Origin of the sequence: Comamonas suwonensis, from assembly GCF_012844455.2 — a bacterium.
GTDB lineage: Bacteria > Pseudomonadota > Gammaproteobacteria > Burkholderiales > Burkholderiaceae_C > Comamonas > Comamonas suwonensis.
Map to the genome: position 1 here is coordinate 197497 of NZ_JABBCQ020000005.1, position 15706 is coordinate 213202.

The window sequence follows — 15706 nt, forward strand, 5'->3', positions numbered from 1 at the left end:
CAGTCTGGTTCTGTTTCATGGATTTTTTAACTCTCGCCATCATTGTCACCACCGTGCTCTTTGTGCTCAAGAAGCAAGAGCAGCGCCAGCACACCCAGCTGCTGGGCCAGCACTTGTCGAGTTTTCAGATTGAAAAACTCATGGCCAACCTGATGGAGGGCTATCTGCGCGTGCTGGGTGAGCCAGATGCCCAACGCCGTGATCAGATCTGGCCCGTGCTTGAGAATACCGAAAGCAGTCTGGTCAGTCAGTTTCAGCGCTTTGCCGATGAATTTGCCACCCTGCCTGCTGAGCAGACGCGCGCCAGCACCTTGCCACTGGCTTTGCCTTATATGACCCGCGTTCTGCCATCGGCCACGCTGGATGTGCGCGAGGCCATGAAGCTGCACGCCAAGGCCATGGCTGCGGCCCGCGTGGGTGATGCCACCGACGAGGAAGAGCGCAAACGCCGTGCCTTCACCATGACGGCTGAGCTGATGCTGATGCAGCACACCTGCCACTGGTTCTGCCGTGGCCGCACCGTGGCATCCATGCGCCTGCTGGCACGCCACAAGACGGCGTATGAACAGGTGCTGCAGTCCGTGGCACCCGCAACGCTCAAGGCCTATCAAAAGCTGGTGAATGCTCGCAGCTGAGCCCTGAACTGGCTTTCCTTGTAGTTGAGAAGTTTCCCGTCTTGACCCTGCCATAGTCGATGTGAACAATGGTTTTCATGAAAAACCTGTTGAGCACATTGGCGCCGCTGCTTGAAAAACTTCCGGTGACGGTATCGGTGCAACTCCCCTCGGGTGAGCGTACCGGCCCTGAAGGCAGTGCGGTTCAGCTGATCTTTCGCTCTCCCAAAGCGTTTGCGGCGCTGCTAGGGGGCGAGGTAGGTTCTGTGGCCTCGGCCATTGTTGAGGGCTGGGTCGAAGTGCAGGGCAGCCCGCGCGACATCATGGCCGTGGCTGCTGGCCTGCTGCACGGAGACCCGATCAGTCATACCCCCTCATGGCTGGGGCAGACCATCTCCAAGGCTCGCTCGCTGGCCATGCACACGCTGACGCATGATGCTGAGCAAATTCAGTTTCACTACGACCTCTCGGATGATTTCTACACGCTGTGGCTAGACCCGCGCCGCGTTTATTCCTGCGCTTATTACAAAGAGGCGGGCATGACATTGGCCCAGGCGCAAGAAGCCAAGCTGGACCACATCTGCAAAAAGCTCAAGCTGCAGCCGGGCGAACGCTTCTGGGACATTGGCTCGGGCTGGGGTGGCTTGATTTTCTGGGCCGCAGAGCACTACGGCGTGCAGGCCCACGGCATCACCCTGTCGCGCAACCAGTTTGACCATGTCCAGCGGCTGATTGCCGAAAAAGGCCTGCAGGGCCGCGTGCAGGTGGAGTTGCGGGACTACCGGCAGATGGAGGGTGTACAGCCCTTTGACAAGATTGGCTCGGTTGGCATGTTCGAGCATGTGGGCAGCGCCAATCTGCCTGAATACTTTGAGACCATCTACGCCATGCTTAAACCCGGTGGGCTGGCGCTGGTGCATGGCATCACCGCAGGCGGCGTCAGCAACGTAGAGCTGGGCGCGGGCATGGGCGACTTCATCAACCGCTACATCTTCCCCGGCGGCGAGCTGATGCATGTGAGTCGCGTGTTGCACGATGTGGCGGCCAGCGGGCTGGAGATGGTGGACACGGAAAACCTGCGCCCCCACTATGCGCGCACGCTCTGGGCCTGGTCGGATGCGCTGGAGGCGCAACTGGGCGAGGCTCAGGCCATACTGCAGGCCCAGTATGACGAGGCGAAGGCCGCCAAGGCCATACGCGCTTATCGCTTGTATCTGGCGGGCAGCGCCATGGGTTTTGAGCATGGCTGGATTGCCCTGCATCAGATGCTGTGCAGCAGACCTGATGGCGACCTGGCTACCGGTGAAATGAAAGGCGCGCAGAGCGGCTATCCTTTCAACCGCGAATACATCTACCGTTGAAGGAACAGCACCATGCCCTATAAATTCAAATCGCGCGCCACCGCAGATCTCATCATGCTGGATGCCAATGCCCGCACGCTGCTGGAAATCATGGGCAAGTCGCCTGATGATGCGCAAGGCATCATCACCGTAGCGCAAATTCCGGCCGCCATCGCGGCTCTGGAAGCCGCCGCCGCAGAAGAAGCCGCGCGGCGTAATGGCCAGAGCAATGCTCAGCCTGAGGGCGATGAGCAGGACGAAGATGCCGATCCTGTGAGCCACGACAGCGTGGCTCTGGCCAAGCGCATCGTGCCGCTGGTCGATATGCTGCGCCGCAGTGCAGCCGAGGGCAAGGATGTCACCTGGTAAGCAGCGCTCTCTGCTCCGACCACCAATAAAAAAGCCTGCTTTCGCAGGCTTTTTTATTGGTTCAGGTGCTTGATTAGTCGGCGTAGATGCCTGCGGCCTTGATGACCTGGCCCCACTTGGCAATTTCGCTTTCCACAAACTTCTTGTGACCTGCGGGATTGATACGGTCATCTGAGGCGATCACGGCACCCAGCGCTTCCTGGCGCTTGATGAACTCAGGATCCTTCAGCGAAGTCTTCATGGCTGCGTTGACCTTGGCGACCACATCAGCAGGTGTGCCCTTGGGCGCGTACAGGCCGTGCCAGATGGTGACGTTGAAGTCCTTCAGGCCCAGAGACTGCAGTGTGGGCAGGTCCTTGAGCGCAGGCGTCGTCAGCTGCTTGGTGGTGGTCACACCATAGGCCTGCACCTTCTTGGCAGCGATCTGCGATGTGGTATTGGTGGTCTGGTCGCACAGCAGGTCGACCTGATTGCCCATCAGATCGGCAATCGCGGGGGCTGCACCCTTGTAAGGCACGGGCGTCATGTCTTGCTGCAGAGCCGACTGGAACATCAGGCCGCACAGGTGCGAGGCGGAGCCCACGCCAGCGTTGGCCAGGTTCACCTTGCCTTGATTCTTGCTGACCCAGTCTTTGACTTCAGCGAAATTCTTGGCGGGCAGTGTCGGGCGGCCGATCAATGTCATGGGCACATCGTTGATGATGCCGGCGTACTCAAAGTCGTTGAGCACATTGAAGGGCAGCTTGCGATACAGCGTCGGGATGGTCGACATGGCGATGTGTGTCAGCAGCAGCGTGTAGCCGTCATTCTTGGCACGCGCAGCTTTGCCGATGCCGATGGTGCTGCCAGCGCCGTCGGCGTTGTCGATCACGATGGTGGCATTGCCCAGCTGCTTGCGCATGGACTCGGCGAGGTCACGGGCGACCTTGTCGGTGGGGCCGCCGGCCGTGAACGGAACAATGATGGTGATGGTCTTGCCGGCGACAGGGTAGTTGCTGTCGGCGTGGCTGCTCATGGCTGCTGCAGCGGCCAAAGCCACGGTGGCGATTTTGAAAAAAGTCTTCATGGTGTCTCCCCCTAAAAATCTAGTCTGAACGAGTCAGGCAAATCGCCTGAATCAGGTGTAAGGCCGGATTCTAGGGAGTCCGAACGTGTAGGGTTTTACTTATTTTCTAAGTGTTATCCCGTGAGCATTCGGGTATTTACGAGCGACTTGCGCTTGCGCAAATGTGCCGCTGCGACCCAGCCGGTTTTGGCACTTACTGGTAAGACCGGGCGTCCTCCACCACCTTGCCGTCATTGGGCAGGCTGCCCGGTGCCACCATCCGTACCTCGCCGCGCAACTTGGTCACTTCGCGCAGGGCTTCAATCACCTGCAGGGCAAAGCCGGGGGCGGTTTCCGTGGTTTCCACCAGCAGCTGCATCTGGTCGTTGGCCATCTCGCCCGTGACCACCAGCCTGGCTTTACCGATCTGCGGAAAGCGCTTGACGACTTCGGCCACCTGCTTGGCATGCACGAACATGCCGCGCACCTTGGTGGTCTGATCGGCGCGGCCCATCCAGCCCTTGATGCGGGCATTGGTGCGGCCGGTGGGGCATTGGCCGGGCAGATAGGCGGACAGGTCGCCGGTGCCAAAACGGATGAGCGGATAGTCGGGGTTGAGCGTGGTGATGACCAGCTCGCCGACCTCGCCTTCGGCCACGGGGTCTCCCGTGCCGGGGCGCACGATTTCTACGATCACGCCTTCGTCGAGTATCAGTCCTTCACGGGCCGAGGTTTCATAGGCAATCAGGCCCAGATCAGCCGTGCCATAGCTCTGATACGCGTCAATCCCATGGTCGCGCATCCACGTGCACAGCGAGGGCGGAAAAGCTTCGCCGCTGACCATGGCCTTGGTCAGACTGGGTAGCTTGACGTTCATCTCCTGCGCTTTTTCCACAATGATTTTCAGAAAGCTGGGCGTGCCCACATAGGCGGCGGGCTGCAGGTCGACCATGGCCTGAACCTGCTGCTCGGTTTGGCCGGTACCGCCTGCAAACACCGTGCAGCCCAGGGCGTGAGCACCGGTTTCCATCATCGAGCCTGCAGGTACAAAGTGATAGGAAAAGCAGTTGTGCACCAGCTCGCCCGCGCGAAAGCCTGCGGCATACATGGAGCGCGCCATGCGCCAGTAATCAGGGCGGCGGCTTTCGGGCTCATAGATGGGGCCGGGGCTGGCAAACAGCCTGGGCATTTCGTGGCCCGGGTCAATGGCGTTGAAGCCACCAAAAATTTGCTGCGGGCGCTGTGCGCCTTGCCGCTCCAGTAGCTCGCTCTTGCGCGTCACGGGCAGTTGCGCCAGCGCCGTGCGGCTGGTGATGGTTGCTGGACTCACACCTTTGAGAATTTCTGCAAAAGCGCCGGAGCGCTGCTGCGCATGGGCGATCTGAGTGGGCAGCGCAGCCAGCAATGCCGCTTCGCGTTCATCAGGGCTGCGCGTTTCCAGCGCGTCGTAGAAAGCACTCATGGCAAATCCTGTCGAAAAATCTGAAAGCAAATCTTTAAAACTGGCGCGGCCTGAAGTCTGAGACAGCGAGCAAGCGCCGCCGCGCAGTGAGGCTGGGAGAAGCGGCGAAGCCGCTCAGGGGGTATCCATCAAGCCAGCCAGCGCTTGCGCCGTTTGTAGCTCTTCACATCCTTGAAACTCTTCCGCTCCCCACCGCCAACGCCCAGATAAAACTCCTTGACGTCTTCATTGCTGGCGAGATCAGAAGCCGGGCCGTCCATCACGATGCGGCCGCTTTCCATGATGTAGCCGTAGTCGGCGTATTTGAGTGCCATATTGGTGTTCTGCTCGGCCAGCAGGAAGGTGACTTTTTCCTTGCTGTTGAGGTCTTTGACGATGTGGAACACCTCGTCCACGATTTGCGGCGCCAGACCCATGGAAGGCTCGTCCAGCAGCACCATGCGCGGGTTGCTCATCAGCGCGCGGCCGATGGCGCACATCTGCTGCTCGCCCCCCGATGTGTACGCGGCCTGGCTGGTGCGCCTGGTCTTGAGGCGTGGGAAGTAGTTGTAGACCTTTTCCAGATTGGCGGCGATCTCGCCTTTGTCTGTGCGGGTGTAGCTGCCCGTCAGCAGGTTTTCTTCAATGCTCAGGTGGGCAAAGCAATGGCGGCCTTCCATGACTTGCACCACACCGCGCTTGACCAGATCAGCTGGCGAGAGATTGGCAATCTGCTCGCCCTCCAGCGTGATCCCGCCTTTGGTGACTTCGCCGCGCTCGCCCTTGAGCAGGTTGGAGATGGCGCGCAGCGTGGTCGTCTTGCCCGCGCCATTGCCACCCAATAGCGCCACGATGCTCTGGTGGGGCACCTGCAGCGACACGCCTTTGAGCACCAAAATGACATGGTTGTAGATGACCTCGATGCCATTGACTTCCACCAGCGGCGCAGGCTTGGTGGAGGCGGAAACTGTGGGCGCTGTATCACTCATGGCATCACCTGATGATCTCTAAATTGATAGCGGCTTCCGTTTGACTGGTAAGCTCTTGAGGCATTTTTATCTTGAAAACAGGCCCAACCCGCAAGGGGCCGGGCCTGTGGGCTGCTTAGCTGCAGCTACGTACCTTGACGTTCTTTTCCTTGGCGTACTTGTCCGCGTATTCCTTGACCAGGGGATCAATCAAGGTCTTGTCGGATTGGTACCAGTCGGAAGTCACGGTGAACTTGGCACCGTCCCAGGTGGCAATGCGCGCCCAGTCGGCGCCCAGGTGGTTGTCGCAGCTGGTCTTGAAGGGGCGAATCATTTTTCCAAAGCCCAGCTCATTGAGACGAGCCTGGGTCAGGTTCAGGTTCTCCAGGCCCCAGCGCACTTGCTCGGGCGTCATGACCTTGCCCTTGCCGAACTTGTCTTGCGCGGTGCGAATGGCTTCGACCTGCAGCATGGAAATCACCATGCCGCGGGTGTGTGCCAGCTGGCCCAGCTCCTTGGCGTCCTTGGCCGTGCCCTGGTTCTTGTCGTAAATCTGGGCCTTGACTTCGTCATGCACCTTGTCGCGCTCGGCCGTGTTGTGAATGGTCACGGTGTTGTAACCCTTGGCACCTGCACCGATGTCTTTCACATCATGGTCGGATCCGCCCCACCAGATGGCATACATTTTCTCGCGGGGGTAGCCCGTGGCCTGTGCTTCTCGCACGGCAGTCGGTGTCATCACGCCGGCAGACCACAGCAGCACATAGTCGGGGCGGTTCTGGCGAATTTGCAGCCAGGTCGATTTTTGCTCCACACCCGGTGCTGTCACGGGCAGCTTGATCAACTCAAAGCCTTCCTTGGCGGCGCGCTTTTCCAGCAATGGAATGGGCTCCTTGCCATAAGGCGAGTCGTGATAGACGAGGGCGATCTTCTTGCCCTTGAGGTTGCCTTTTTCCTTCTTCAGGATGTCCTGGATGATGGAGTCGGCGGCGGTCCAGTAATTGCCCAGCAGCGGGAAGTTCCACTCGAAAACCTTGCCGTCTGCCGATTGCGACAGGCCATAGCCGGGCGTGACCACAGGAATCTTGTCGCCCACGGCCTTGTCCGTTACGGCAAAGGTAATGCCGGTGGACTGGGTGTCAAAACCGGATGCGCCGCCATCCTTGCCTTTCAGACGCTCATAGCATTCCACGCCTTTGGCGGTGTCATAAGCGGTTTCGCATTCTTCAAACTTGATCTTCACCCCATTGATGCCGCCCTTGGCGTTGATGAGCTTGAGGTAGTCCTGCTTGCCGTCGGCCCATGGGATACCCAGAGGTGCGAACTGACCGGTGCGGTACACCAGCAGAGGGACAAACTGTTCTTGTGCCTGCACGGCGGGCGCAGTCATCAAGGCGCCCATGCTTGCCGCCACAGTAGTGGCAGCCATCGCAACTTTCTTGAACATCATCAACTGTCTCCTTGGTTGGTTTGGGACAAAGTCCCGGGCAGGCACTCTGTGGTGTCTTAAGAAAAATATGAGCTAAGGCAATGAAAACGGTCTTTGGATCTGGCAAGAGCCGTCTCAGACGCATTCAGCAAGGGCCGCCCCGCAGCGAGGATGTCGTCCTCCTCCCGAGAAGCGAGAGAGGAGGAAGGCGCGAAGCGACTCTGGAGGTGTTTCATATCAATGTGGGAAGGGCCAGACACGTAGCTTTTGGCGTGCGGTTGCCCACAGCTTGGCCAATCCATGCGGTTCCACAATCAGGAAGAACACGATGAGGGCACCAAAAATCATGTGTTCCAGATAGGTGGCGGTGGCCGTTGAAAGGGGCAGCCCCAGCCAGTGCGGCACCTGATTGAGCAGCAGCGGCAGCAGCACGAAGAAGGCCGCGCCAAAGATGCTGCCAACAATCGAGCCCAGACCGCCGATGATGATCATGAACAGTAGCTGCAGCGAACGATCCAGGCTGAAGGCGGCGGGCTCCCAGGCACCCAGGTGCACAAAGCCCCAGAGTGCGCCAGCCACGCCGACGATGAAGCTGCTGACGGCAAAGGCAGAGAGCTTGGCGTAGGTGGGGCGAATGCCGATCACGGCGGCGGCTACATCCATGTCGCGCATGGCCATCCACTCGCGGCCAATGGCGCTGCGCACCAGATTCTTGGCCGCCAGGGCCAGCACGCACAGCAGCACCAGGCACAGCAGGTATTTCTCCATGGGGGTGTCGATCTGCCAGCTCAAGATGGCCAGCGGCTTGGCACTGACCGAGCCGGACGAGGAGTTGTTGGTGACCCAGGCAGCGCGGGTGGTCAGCCAGTCCACAAAGAACTGGGCGGCCAGTGTGGCCACGGCCAGATACAGGCCACGAATGCGCAAGCTGGGCAGGCCGAAGATCACACCGAACACCATGGCCACCACGCCGCCGCCGATCAATGCCAGCAGCAGCGGCATGCCTTCGATGCGGGCCTGCAGGTTGTAGGCCGCATAAGCGCCTACGGCCATGAAGGCGGCGGTTCCCAGAGAGATCTGACCGCAGTAGCCCACGAGGATATTGAGACCCAGCGCTCCCAGCGACATGATGACGAAGGGAATCAGGATCGCCTGAAAGGTGTAGTCACTGGCGACAAAGGGGACGATCAGAAAGGCGAAGGCCAGCACCAGCAAGATGGCCCAGCGGTCTTGCGCCACGCCAAAGATCTGTTGGTCTGCCGCATAGCTGGTCTTGAACTGGCCGTTTTCACGATAAAACATAGGTCGTTCCTTCGGCCTTAAACGCGGTCAATGATCTTGTACACATGGGCGCTGCCTTCGGCAGCCAAGTGCAGCAGGTCGCTGCACTTGCAGTCTTCGCGGCGCAAAGTCTGCGCCGACTTCGCAAAATTCTTGCTCTCGTATTTCATACGCGATCAATAATTTTGTCGCCGAACAGGCCTTGAGGCCGTACCAGCAGGAAACACAGGGCCAGACCATAGGCAAACCAGGTCTCGATGCCGCCACCCACCATAGGGCCCAGATAGACTTCAGAGAGCTTCTCGCCTACGCCGATGATCAGGCCGCCGATGATGGCGCCAGGCAGCGAGGTCAGACCGCCCAGAATCACCACCGGCAAGGCCTTGAGAGCCACCAGCGACAGCGAGTACTGCACGCCGAGCTTGCTGCCCCAGATGATGCCGACCACCAGGGCCACACCACCGGCCACGGACCAGACGATGACCCAGATGCGCGACAGCGGAATGCCGATGGACTGCGCGGCCTGGTGGTCGTCGGCGACAGCGCGCAGCGCGCGCCCCGTCTTGGTCTTCTGGAAGAAGATGCTCAAGGCAATCACCAGGATGGCGGCAATGCCGGCGGCGTAAAGGTCTTCCAGGCTGATCATCACGCCACCGGGGAAGAGACCATCCATGATGAAGATGGGGTCCTTGGGCATGCCCACATCAATCTTGTAAACCTCGCTGCCAAAAATCATGGGACCCAGGCCGTCAAGCAGGTAGGCAATGCCCAGCGTGGCCATCAGCAAGGTGATGGGTTCCTGATTGACGAGGTGGCGCAGTGCCAGCCGTTCAATCACCCATGCCACGACCACCATGAGCGCCAGCGTGACGATGATGGCCAGCAGGTTGCCGAGCCAGCCGGGCTCCATGCCGAGCCAGCTGGGAATCCACTGCGAAAAGCGCGCCATGGTCAGGGCTGAGAACAGCACCATGGCACCCTGCGCAAAGTTGAAGACGCCTGAGGCTTTGAAGATCAGCACAAAGCCGATGGCGATCAGCGCGTAAAGCGTGCCCACCATGAGGCCGCCGAACAAGGTTTCCAAGAAAAATCCCATGACAGCTCCTTCAGTGACCCGCGCCCAGGTAGGCCCGGATCACGTCTTCGTTGTTGCGTACTTCATCGGGAGCGCCGTCGCCGATCTTCTTGCCGTAGTCCAGCACCACGACGCGGTCCGAAATGTCCATCACCACGCCCATGTCGTGCTCGATCAGCACGATGGTGGTGCCGAACTCTTCATTCACATCGAGGATGAAGCGGCACATGTCCTGCTTTTCTTCCACGTTCATGCCGGCCATGGGCTCGTCCAGCAGCAGCACCTGCGGCTCCATGGCGAGAGCGCGACCCAGGTCCACCCGCTTTTGCAGGCCGTAGGGCAGCTGGCCCACAGGGGTTTTGCGCCAGGCCTGAATTTCGAGGAAATCGATGATGTGCTCGACAAACTCGCGGTGCTGCATTTCTTCACGCTGTGCAGGCCCGAGGCGCAATGCCTGCATGAGGATGTTGCTCCTGATTTTGAGATTGCGGCCGGTCATGATGTTGTCAATCACGCTCATGCCTTTGAACAGCGCCAGGTTCTGGAAGGTGCGCGCCACGCCCATCTCTGCAACCTGCCGGCTGTTCATGTGGTTGAAGGTCTGGCCACGAAAAGTGATGGAGCCTTCGGATGGCGTGTAGACACCGTTGATGCAGTTGAGCATGGAGCTTTTGCCTGCACCATTGGGGCCGATGATGGCGCGGATTTCATGCTCTTTGACATTGAATGAAATATCGGTCAGGGCCTTGACGCCGCCAAAGCGCAGACTGATGTTCTTGATGTCCAGAATCACGTCGCCAGCGGTTTTTGTATTCATGAAAATTCCTCTCAGGCGACGGCTTTGACGGCGGCGGGATGGATGCTCGCATCCACGATGGACAGCGTGGCGCTGACGCTGCCGGTGCGGCCATCCTCAAACTTCACCAGCGTCTCAATGAACTGCTCTTTTTTGCCCGTGTACAGCGCTTCAATCAGTACGCCGTATTTGTCGGCAATGAAGTTGCGGCGCACCTTGCGGGTACGGGTCAGTTCGTCGTCATCGGGGTCCAGCTCTTTGTGTAGCACCAGAAAGCGCGCCACCTGGGTGTCGGCCATGCCAGGCTCGCTGGCCAGGTCGGCGTTGACCTGGCCTATGCATTCGGCCACCAGCTCCAGCACCTTGGCCTTGCTGGCCAGATCGACATAACCGCCATAGGGCAGGCCCTGGCGCTCTGCCCAGTTGCCGACGGCTTCGTAGTCGATGTTGATGAAGGCGCAGACCTCGTCCTTGCCATGGCCAAAGCACACGGCTTCCTTGATGTGGGGAAAGAACTTGAGCTTGTTTTCGATGTAGTTGGGCGCAAACATGGCACCGCGGCTGGTCTTGCCCACGTCCTTGGCGCGGTCGATGATGCGCAACTGGCCGCTGGCGTCGATCACGCCGGCATCGCCGGTGTGAAAGTAGCCGTTGGCATCCATCACTTCGGCCGTGGCGTCGGGGCGCTTGTAGTACTCCTTGAGCACGGAGACGCCCTTGACCAGTACCTCGCCGTTGTCGGCAATTTTTAGCTCAATACCGGGTGCTGCCTGCCCGACGCTGGAGAGTTCAACCTGTCCGTCGCGCTGCAGGCAGACATAGGCGCAGGTTTCGGTCTGGCCATAAAGCTGCTTGAGGTTGATGCCGATGGAGCGAAAGAAGCGAAACAGCTCGGGACCGATAGCCGCACCCGCCGTATAGGCCACACGGATGCGCGACAAACCCATGGCGTTGCGCAGCGGCCCGTAGATGAAGAGATTGCCCAGCTGGTACTTGAGCCGGTCGATGGCACCCACGTTCTTGCCATCCAGAATGTCCGAGCCCACGCGGCGGGCCACGCCCATGGCCTTGGCGTACATCCATTGCTTGAGCGGCGACGCGTCTTCCATGCGGATGGAGACCGAAGTCAGCATGCCTTCAAAAATACGCGGCGGCGCAAAGTAATAGCTGGGGCCAATCTCGCGCAGGTCGATGGAGATGGTGGCTGCCGACTCCGGGCAGTTGATGGTGAAACCCGCCACCAGCCACTGCGCAAAGGAAAACAGATGGTCACCGACCCAGGCCGGGGGCAGGTAGCAGATGACGTTGTCTGAAGCATTGAGCTTGTCGGTCTGAGCGCCACCGCGAGCGGATTCGCCAAAGCTGGCGTGGGTCTGGCACACGCCCTTGGGTTTGCCTGTGGTGCCCGAGGTGTAGAGGATGACTGAAACATCCTCTGGTTGCACGGCCTTCACCATGGCGTCATAAGCACCCGCATTTTGCGCATCCCACTCTTTGCCCTTGGCCAGCAGTTCTTCGGTGCTGATGAGACCTGGCTGGTCGTACTTGCGCAGGCCGCGCGGGTCGTCATAGATGATGTGGCGAATGCTGGAAACGCTCTCGCGCACTTCCAGCAGCTTGTCCACTTGCTCCTGATTTTCAGCAAAGGCAAACGCGATTTCTGCGTCCTCCATCACAAACATCATCTCGGCAGCCACGGCATCCTGGTATAGCGGGATGGGCACGGCACCGCAGGCCTGCACCGCCAGAAACCCCATGTAGACATGCGGGCGGTTATCACTGATAAAAGCCAGGTTCTGTCCTCGTGCAAGCCCCAGCGCACGCAGGCCGCAGGCCATGTGGCGCACGGTTTGGGCGGCTTCGCGCCAGCTCCAGGTTTGCCAGATGCCGTACTCCTTCTCACGCAAGGCGGGCGCATCGGGGCGCTCTGTCGCGTGCTTGAGCAGCAGTTGCGGAAACGTGGTTGTCATGCCGGGTCCTTTGAGTCTTGGGAGTGCCGGCGTGATGAACACCCGGAACCTGAAGTCTTGCAGTCATGCTAAGGATGACTTTGACGTCAGGATGTCTGTTGGGCGACAATTTGCGGGAAAGCCTTCATAGTGAATATCCGCTGTGACAAATGCTGCTGAAAACGGCGCATTTGCTGCCTCGTGGAAATCCCGCTTTTGCATTGGCCCGGCTTTGGCAATGCTGCATGCCATGAGTCAAGAACTGTCATTGCATCAAAGGCGCCGCAAGCCTTTGGCTGTTGAGCTGGAGGGCATTCCGTGGTGGCCGGTTTTGCTACCCCTTGAACGCGAGAACGTGCAGCGTGTGCTGGTGGTGGGGGATGCCGAGCCCGGAGACTATGTCTGCCGCACCGGTCACTCGCCCACCTACTGGTTTGGCGTGGTGGATGGCCTGTTCAAGATGAACACCGAGAACGCCGACGGGGTCAGCATGACGCTGGCCGGGCTTCCGCCAGGGGGCTGGTTTGGCGAGGGCACGGTCATCAAACGCGAACCTTACCGCTACAACGTGCAGGCTTTGCGCAAAAGCGTGGTGGGCGGCTTGCCCATCGATATGTTTCACTGGCTGCTGGATCACTCCATTGGCTTTAACCGCTTTGTGATGAACCAGCTCAATGAACGACTGGGCCAGTTCATCGCAGCGCGCGAGATTGACCGCATGAGCAACCCCGACCTGCGCGTGGCGCGCAGCCTGGCCGCGCTGTTCAACCCCTTGCTGTACCCCGGCGTGGGGCAGGTGCTGCGCATTACCCAGCAGGAACTGGCTAATCTCGTCGGTTTGTCGCGTCAGCGCGTGAACGAGGCACTGTCTGTGCTGCAGCGCGAGCGGGTGATTCAGATCGAGTACGGCGGACTGCGCGTGCTGGACCTCGAAGCGCTGCGCTATGGCGAATTCAGCTCGCCGCGCAAGGCCGTAGCCTGATGTTTGCTATGAAGTTTGTGCTGACTTCATGTGTTTTTCGTAAGGCGTTGATTCAATAGCGTTTGTGGGCGCAGCCAGAAAGCTTCAGCACGTTCTGAAGCAAGCTGCGCTGGCCCCTTGTCCTAAAACCCAGCGCCACGCTGGAATTGTGGATAACTTTCGCCTCGCGTACGCGCGTTGCGCGAAAATAGCGGCCAAATGTCAGTCAATACTCCTAAAGATTCCGGCACCCCTGGTGCTGGCGATTCCTCCGCGTCGTCGGATTCCTCGTCGGCACGCCCTGTTTTGCGTGCACCAGCCAAGGCCGAGAGGCCCGCTGAAGACCGTGGCTACCGATCCGGCGGCGACCGCTCCGATCGTGGCTCCCGTGGCGATGCACCGCGTGGTGATCGCGGCGCACGCCCTCAGCGTGACGATCGTCCACGCTCCTCCGGCTATGGTCGCCCTGAGCAAGGTCGCCCATCCCGCGATGACGGCGACCGCCGTGGTGGCTTTGCCCCACGTGATGATCGTCCCCGATTTAACCGCGATGAGCGCCCCGCTCAAGGCGGCGAACGCAGCTTCGGCGGTGGTGACCGTGGCTTCCGACCTTACGGCGAGTCGCGTGATGGTGATCGCGGTGGCGATCGTCCTCAAAATCGTGACTTTGGTGACCGTCCACGTTCGTCCGGTTTTGGTCGTCCTGACCAAGGTCGTCCAGAGCGCTCCGAAGGTGGCGAGCGCCGCGAGTTCCGTCCGCGTGACGACCGCCCTCAAGGTGGCCGTGATTTTGGTGACCGTCCACGTTCGTCCGGTTTTGGCCGTCCTGACCAAGGTCGTCCAGAGCGCTCCGAAGGTGGCGAGCGCCGCGAGTTCCGTCCGCGTGACGACCGCCGTGATGACCGCCCTCAAGGTGGCCGTGACTTTGGTGACCGTCCACGTTCCTCCGGTTTTGGCCGTCCTGACCAAGGTCGCCCAGAGCGCTCCGAAGGTGGTGAGCGTCGCGAGTTCCGTCCGAGTGACGACCGCCGTGATGACCGCCCTCAAGGTGGCCGTGACTTTGGTGACCGTCCACGTTCGTCCGGTTTTGGCCGTCCTGACCAAGGTCGCCCAGAGCGCTCCGAAGGTGGCGAGCGCCGCGAGTTCCGTCCGCGTGATGACCGACGTGATGACCGTCCTCAAGGCGGCCGCGATTTTGGTGATCGTCCACAAAACCGTGGCTATGGTCGCCCTGAGCGTTCCGAAGGTGGTGAGCGCCGTGAATTCCGTCCGCGTGACGGCGAACGCCGCGACTATCAGCCCCGCGACGCTGAGCGTCGTGGCGGTGACCGCTTTGAAGGCCGCCGTGATGAGCGCCCTCAAGGTCGTGACTTTGGCGATCGTCCACAGAACCGTGGTTTTGGTGACCGTCCTGAAGGCCGTTCCTTTGACCGCAGCGACCGTGGTGGTGACCGCCGCAATGACGAGCGCCGTGGTGAGCGCCGCGACGACCGTCGCAATGAGCGTGGTGGCGAGCCTGAAAAGCGCCATATCCCCGGCTCGTTTATTTCTGAAGCGACCCGCCGCCCAACGACTGGTATCCGCACTTACCGTCCCGCCGCGGATGGTTCGGACCGCGTGATTCCCGTCAAGCTGCCCGAAGTGGTGGAAGCTCGTCAGGACGATCGTCCTGGCGCAGTTCGTATCAACAAGCGCATTGCGGACATGGGCATGTGCTCGCGTCGCGAGGCCGATGAGTGGGTGGAAAACGGCTGGGTGACGGTTAACGGCGAAGTCGCAATCATGGGCCAGAACGTGGTTCCCGGCGACAAGGTTGAGATCGACCAGAAGGCGCAGGAGCGCCAGGAGCAGCAAGTCACCATCCTGCTGCACAAGCCCATGGGTTATGTGAGCGGTCAGGCTGAAGACGGTCACGAACCGGCTGTGGTGCTGTTCACCAACGAGAACCGCTGGAACGAAGACCGCAGCAAGACCCGCTTCAACTTCAGCCAGCTCAAGGGCCTGGCACCTTGCGGTCGTCTGGACATTGACTCCGTGGGCCTGCTGGTGATGACTCAGGATGGCCGCGTGGCCCGCCAGATCATTGGCGAGGACTCTGAGGTCGACAAGGAATATCTGGTGCGCGTGACCATGGGTGACCGCGACCTGGACATCCAGTCTGTCTTCCCTGAAGAAAAGCTGGAACTGCTGCGCCATGGCCTGTCGCTGGACGACCAGCCTCTGCAGCCCGCCAAGGTGGACTGGCAGAACCCCGAGCAGCTGCGTTTTGTGCTGACCGAAGGCAAGAAGCGTCAGATTCGCCGCATGTGCGAGCAAGTGGGTCTGCGCGTGGTGGGCCTCAAACGCATCCGCATCGGCGGCGTGACTTTAGGCAACTTGCCTGTAGGTCAGTGGCGTTACCTGGCTCCTCACGAGAGTTTCTGATCCCCTGAGCCGCT

Annotated in this window: 14 protein-coding genes; 5 read left to right on the forward strand and 9 right to left on the reverse strand. The window is 60.2% G+C overall.

What is annotated here, in order from left to right; translation table 11 throughout:
• Window positions 1–17: 17 nt before the first annotated feature.
• From HF327_RS07705 to HF327_RS07715, 3 genes are all read left to right on the forward strand, one after another.
• The gene (locus HF327_RS07705; RefSeq protein WP_169107673.1) at window positions 18–635 is read left to right on the forward strand and encodes a hypothetical protein; all 618 of its coding nucleotides are present in this window, start codon (window positions 18–20) and stop codon (window positions 633–635) included.
• Window positions 636–703: 68 nt separating this feature from the next.
• Window positions 704–1975: an SAM-dependent methyltransferase gene (locus HF327_RS07710; protein ID WP_169107674.1), complete on the forward strand. Its 1272-nt coding sequence runs from the start codon at window positions 704–706 to the stop codon at window positions 1973–1975.
• Window positions 1976–1987: 12 nt separating this feature from the next.
• On the forward strand, window positions 1988–2323 hold the full coding sequence (locus tag HF327_RS07715) for a DUF1840 domain-containing protein (protein WP_169107675.1): 336 nt from the start codon (window positions 1988–1990) through the stop codon (window positions 2321–2323).
• Between the two features lie 73 nt (window positions 2324–2396).
• Here the strand turns inward: HF327_RS07715 and HF327_RS07720 are convergent, their stop codons facing one another.
• The 9 genes from HF327_RS07720 to HF327_RS07755 form a co-directional block, all read right to left on the reverse strand.
• Complete coding sequence (locus tag HF327_RS07720) at window positions 2397–3389, reverse strand: tripartite tricarboxylate transporter substrate-binding protein (RefSeq protein WP_169107676.1); 993 nt, start codon at window positions 3387–3389, stop codon at window positions 2397–2399.
• A gap of 193 nt (window positions 3390–3582) precedes the next feature.
• The gene (locus HF327_RS07725) at window positions 3583–4830 is read right to left on the reverse strand and encodes a phenylacetate--CoA ligase family protein (RefSeq protein WP_169107677.1); all 1248 of its coding nucleotides are present in this window, start codon (window positions 4828–4830) and stop codon (window positions 3583–3585) included.
• 128 nt (window positions 4831–4958) lie between these two features.
• On the reverse strand, window positions 4959–5798 hold the full coding sequence (locus tag HF327_RS07730) for an ABC transporter ATP-binding protein (RefSeq protein ID WP_169107678.1): 840 nt from the start codon (window positions 5796–5798) through the stop codon (window positions 4959–4961).
• Between the two features lie 115 nt (window positions 5799–5913).
• Window positions 5914–7227: an ABC transporter substrate-binding protein gene (locus HF327_RS07735; protein WP_169107679.1), complete on the reverse strand. Its 1314-nt coding sequence runs from the start codon at window positions 7225–7227 to the stop codon at window positions 5914–5916.
• 216 nt (window positions 7228–7443) lie between these two features.
• Window positions 7444–8508: a branched-chain amino acid ABC transporter permease gene (locus tag HF327_RS07740; RefSeq protein ID WP_169107680.1), complete on the reverse strand. Its 1065-nt coding sequence runs from the start codon at window positions 8506–8508 to the stop codon at window positions 7444–7446.
• A 17-nt stretch (window positions 8509–8525) separates the two neighbouring features.
• Complete coding sequence (locus tag HF327_RS22290; RefSeq protein ID WP_268904668.1) at window positions 8526–8657, reverse strand: hypothetical protein; 132 nt, start codon at window positions 8655–8657, stop codon at window positions 8526–8528.
• Window positions 8654–9583: a branched-chain amino acid ABC transporter permease gene (locus tag HF327_RS07745; RefSeq protein WP_169107681.1), complete on the reverse strand. Its 930-nt coding sequence runs from the start codon at window positions 9581–9583 to the stop codon at window positions 8654–8656. Before HF327_RS07745 ends, HF327_RS22290 begins: the two co-directional genes overlap by 4 nt.
• A gap of 10 nt (window positions 9584–9593) precedes the next feature.
• On the reverse strand, window positions 9594–10379 hold the full coding sequence (locus HF327_RS07750; RefSeq protein ID WP_169107682.1) for an ABC transporter ATP-binding protein: 786 nt from the start codon (window positions 10377–10379) through the stop codon (window positions 9594–9596).
• A gap of 11 nt (window positions 10380–10390) precedes the next feature.
• A complete protein-coding gene (locus HF327_RS07755; protein WP_169107683.1) occupies window positions 10391–12328 on the reverse strand; it encodes an AMP-dependent synthetase/ligase in 1938 nt (645 codons plus the stop codon).
• A gap of 229 nt (window positions 12329–12557) precedes the next feature.
• On the opposite strand from HF327_RS07755, the gene HF327_RS07760 reads away from it, so the two are divergent.
• Together HF327_RS07760 and HF327_RS21885 are read left to right on the forward strand one after the other, a co-directional pair.
• Window positions 12558–13289, forward strand: coding sequence for a Crp/Fnr family transcriptional regulator (locus tag HF327_RS07760; RefSeq protein WP_169107684.1), 732 nt, complete (start codon window positions 12558–12560; stop codon window positions 13287–13289).
• Between the two features lie 198 nt (window positions 13290–13487).
• Window positions 13488–15692 carry a pseudouridine synthase gene (locus HF327_RS21885; RefSeq protein ID WP_206764367.1) on the forward strand — a complete coding sequence of 735 codons (2205 nt, stop codon included), beginning with the start codon at window positions 13488–13490 and terminating at the stop codon, window positions 15690–15692.
• Window positions 15693–15706 lie beyond the last annotated feature (14 nt).

Excerpts from the sequence above, each read along its gene's own strand:
- HF327_RS07725 (WP_169107677.1), bottom strand. The coding sequence starts at position 4,830 with ATGAGTGCTTTCTACGACGCGCTGGAAACGCGCAGCCCTGATGAACGC.
- HF327_RS07705 (WP_169107673.1), top strand. The coding sequence starts at position 18 with ATGGATTTTTTAACTCTCGCCATCATTGTCACCACCGTGCTCTTTGTG.
- HF327_RS07750 (WP_169107682.1), bottom strand. The coding sequence starts at position 10,379 with ATGAATACAAAAACCGCTGGCGACGTGATTCTGGACATCAAGAACATC.
- HF327_RS22290 (WP_268904668.1), bottom strand. The coding sequence starts at position 8,657 with ATGAAATACGAGAGCAAGAATTTTGCGAAGTCGGCGCAGACTTTGCGC.
- HF327_RS07745 (WP_169107681.1), bottom strand. The coding sequence starts at position 9,583 with ATGGGATTTTTCTTGGAAACCTTGTTCGGCGGCCTCATGGTGGGCACG.
- HF327_RS07735 (WP_169107679.1), bottom strand. The coding sequence starts at position 7,227 with ATGATGTTCAAGAAAGTTGCGATGGCTGCCACTACTGTGGCGGCAAGC.
- HF327_RS07720 (WP_169107676.1), bottom strand. The coding sequence starts at position 3,389 with ATGAAGACTTTTTTCAAAATCGCCACCGTGGCTTTGGCCGCTGCAGCA.
- HF327_RS21885 (WP_206764367.1), top strand. The coding sequence starts at position 13,488 with ATGTCAGTCAATACTCCTAAAGATTCCGGCACCCCTGGTGCTGGCGAT.
- HF327_RS07730 (WP_169107678.1), bottom strand. The coding sequence starts at position 5,798 with ATGAGTGATACAGCGCCCACAGTTTCCGCCTCCACCAAGCCTGCGCCG.
- HF327_RS07715 (WP_169107675.1), top strand. The coding sequence starts at position 1,988 with ATGCCCTATAAATTCAAATCGCGCGCCACCGCAGATCTCATCATGCTG.
- HF327_RS07740 (WP_169107680.1), bottom strand. The coding sequence starts at position 8,508 with ATGTTTTATCGTGAAAACGGCCAGTTCAAGACCAGCTATGCGGCAGAC.
- HF327_RS07755 (WP_169107683.1), bottom strand. The coding sequence starts at position 12,328 with ATGACAACCACGTTTCCGCAACTGCTGCTCAAGCACGCGACAGAGCGC.
- HF327_RS07760 (WP_169107684.1), top strand. The coding sequence starts at position 12,558 with ATGAGTCAAGAACTGTCATTGCATCAAAGGCGCCGCAAGCCTTTGGCT.
- HF327_RS07710 (WP_169107674.1), top strand. The coding sequence starts at position 704 with ATGGTTTTCATGAAAAACCTGTTGAGCACATTGGCGCCGCTGCTTGAA.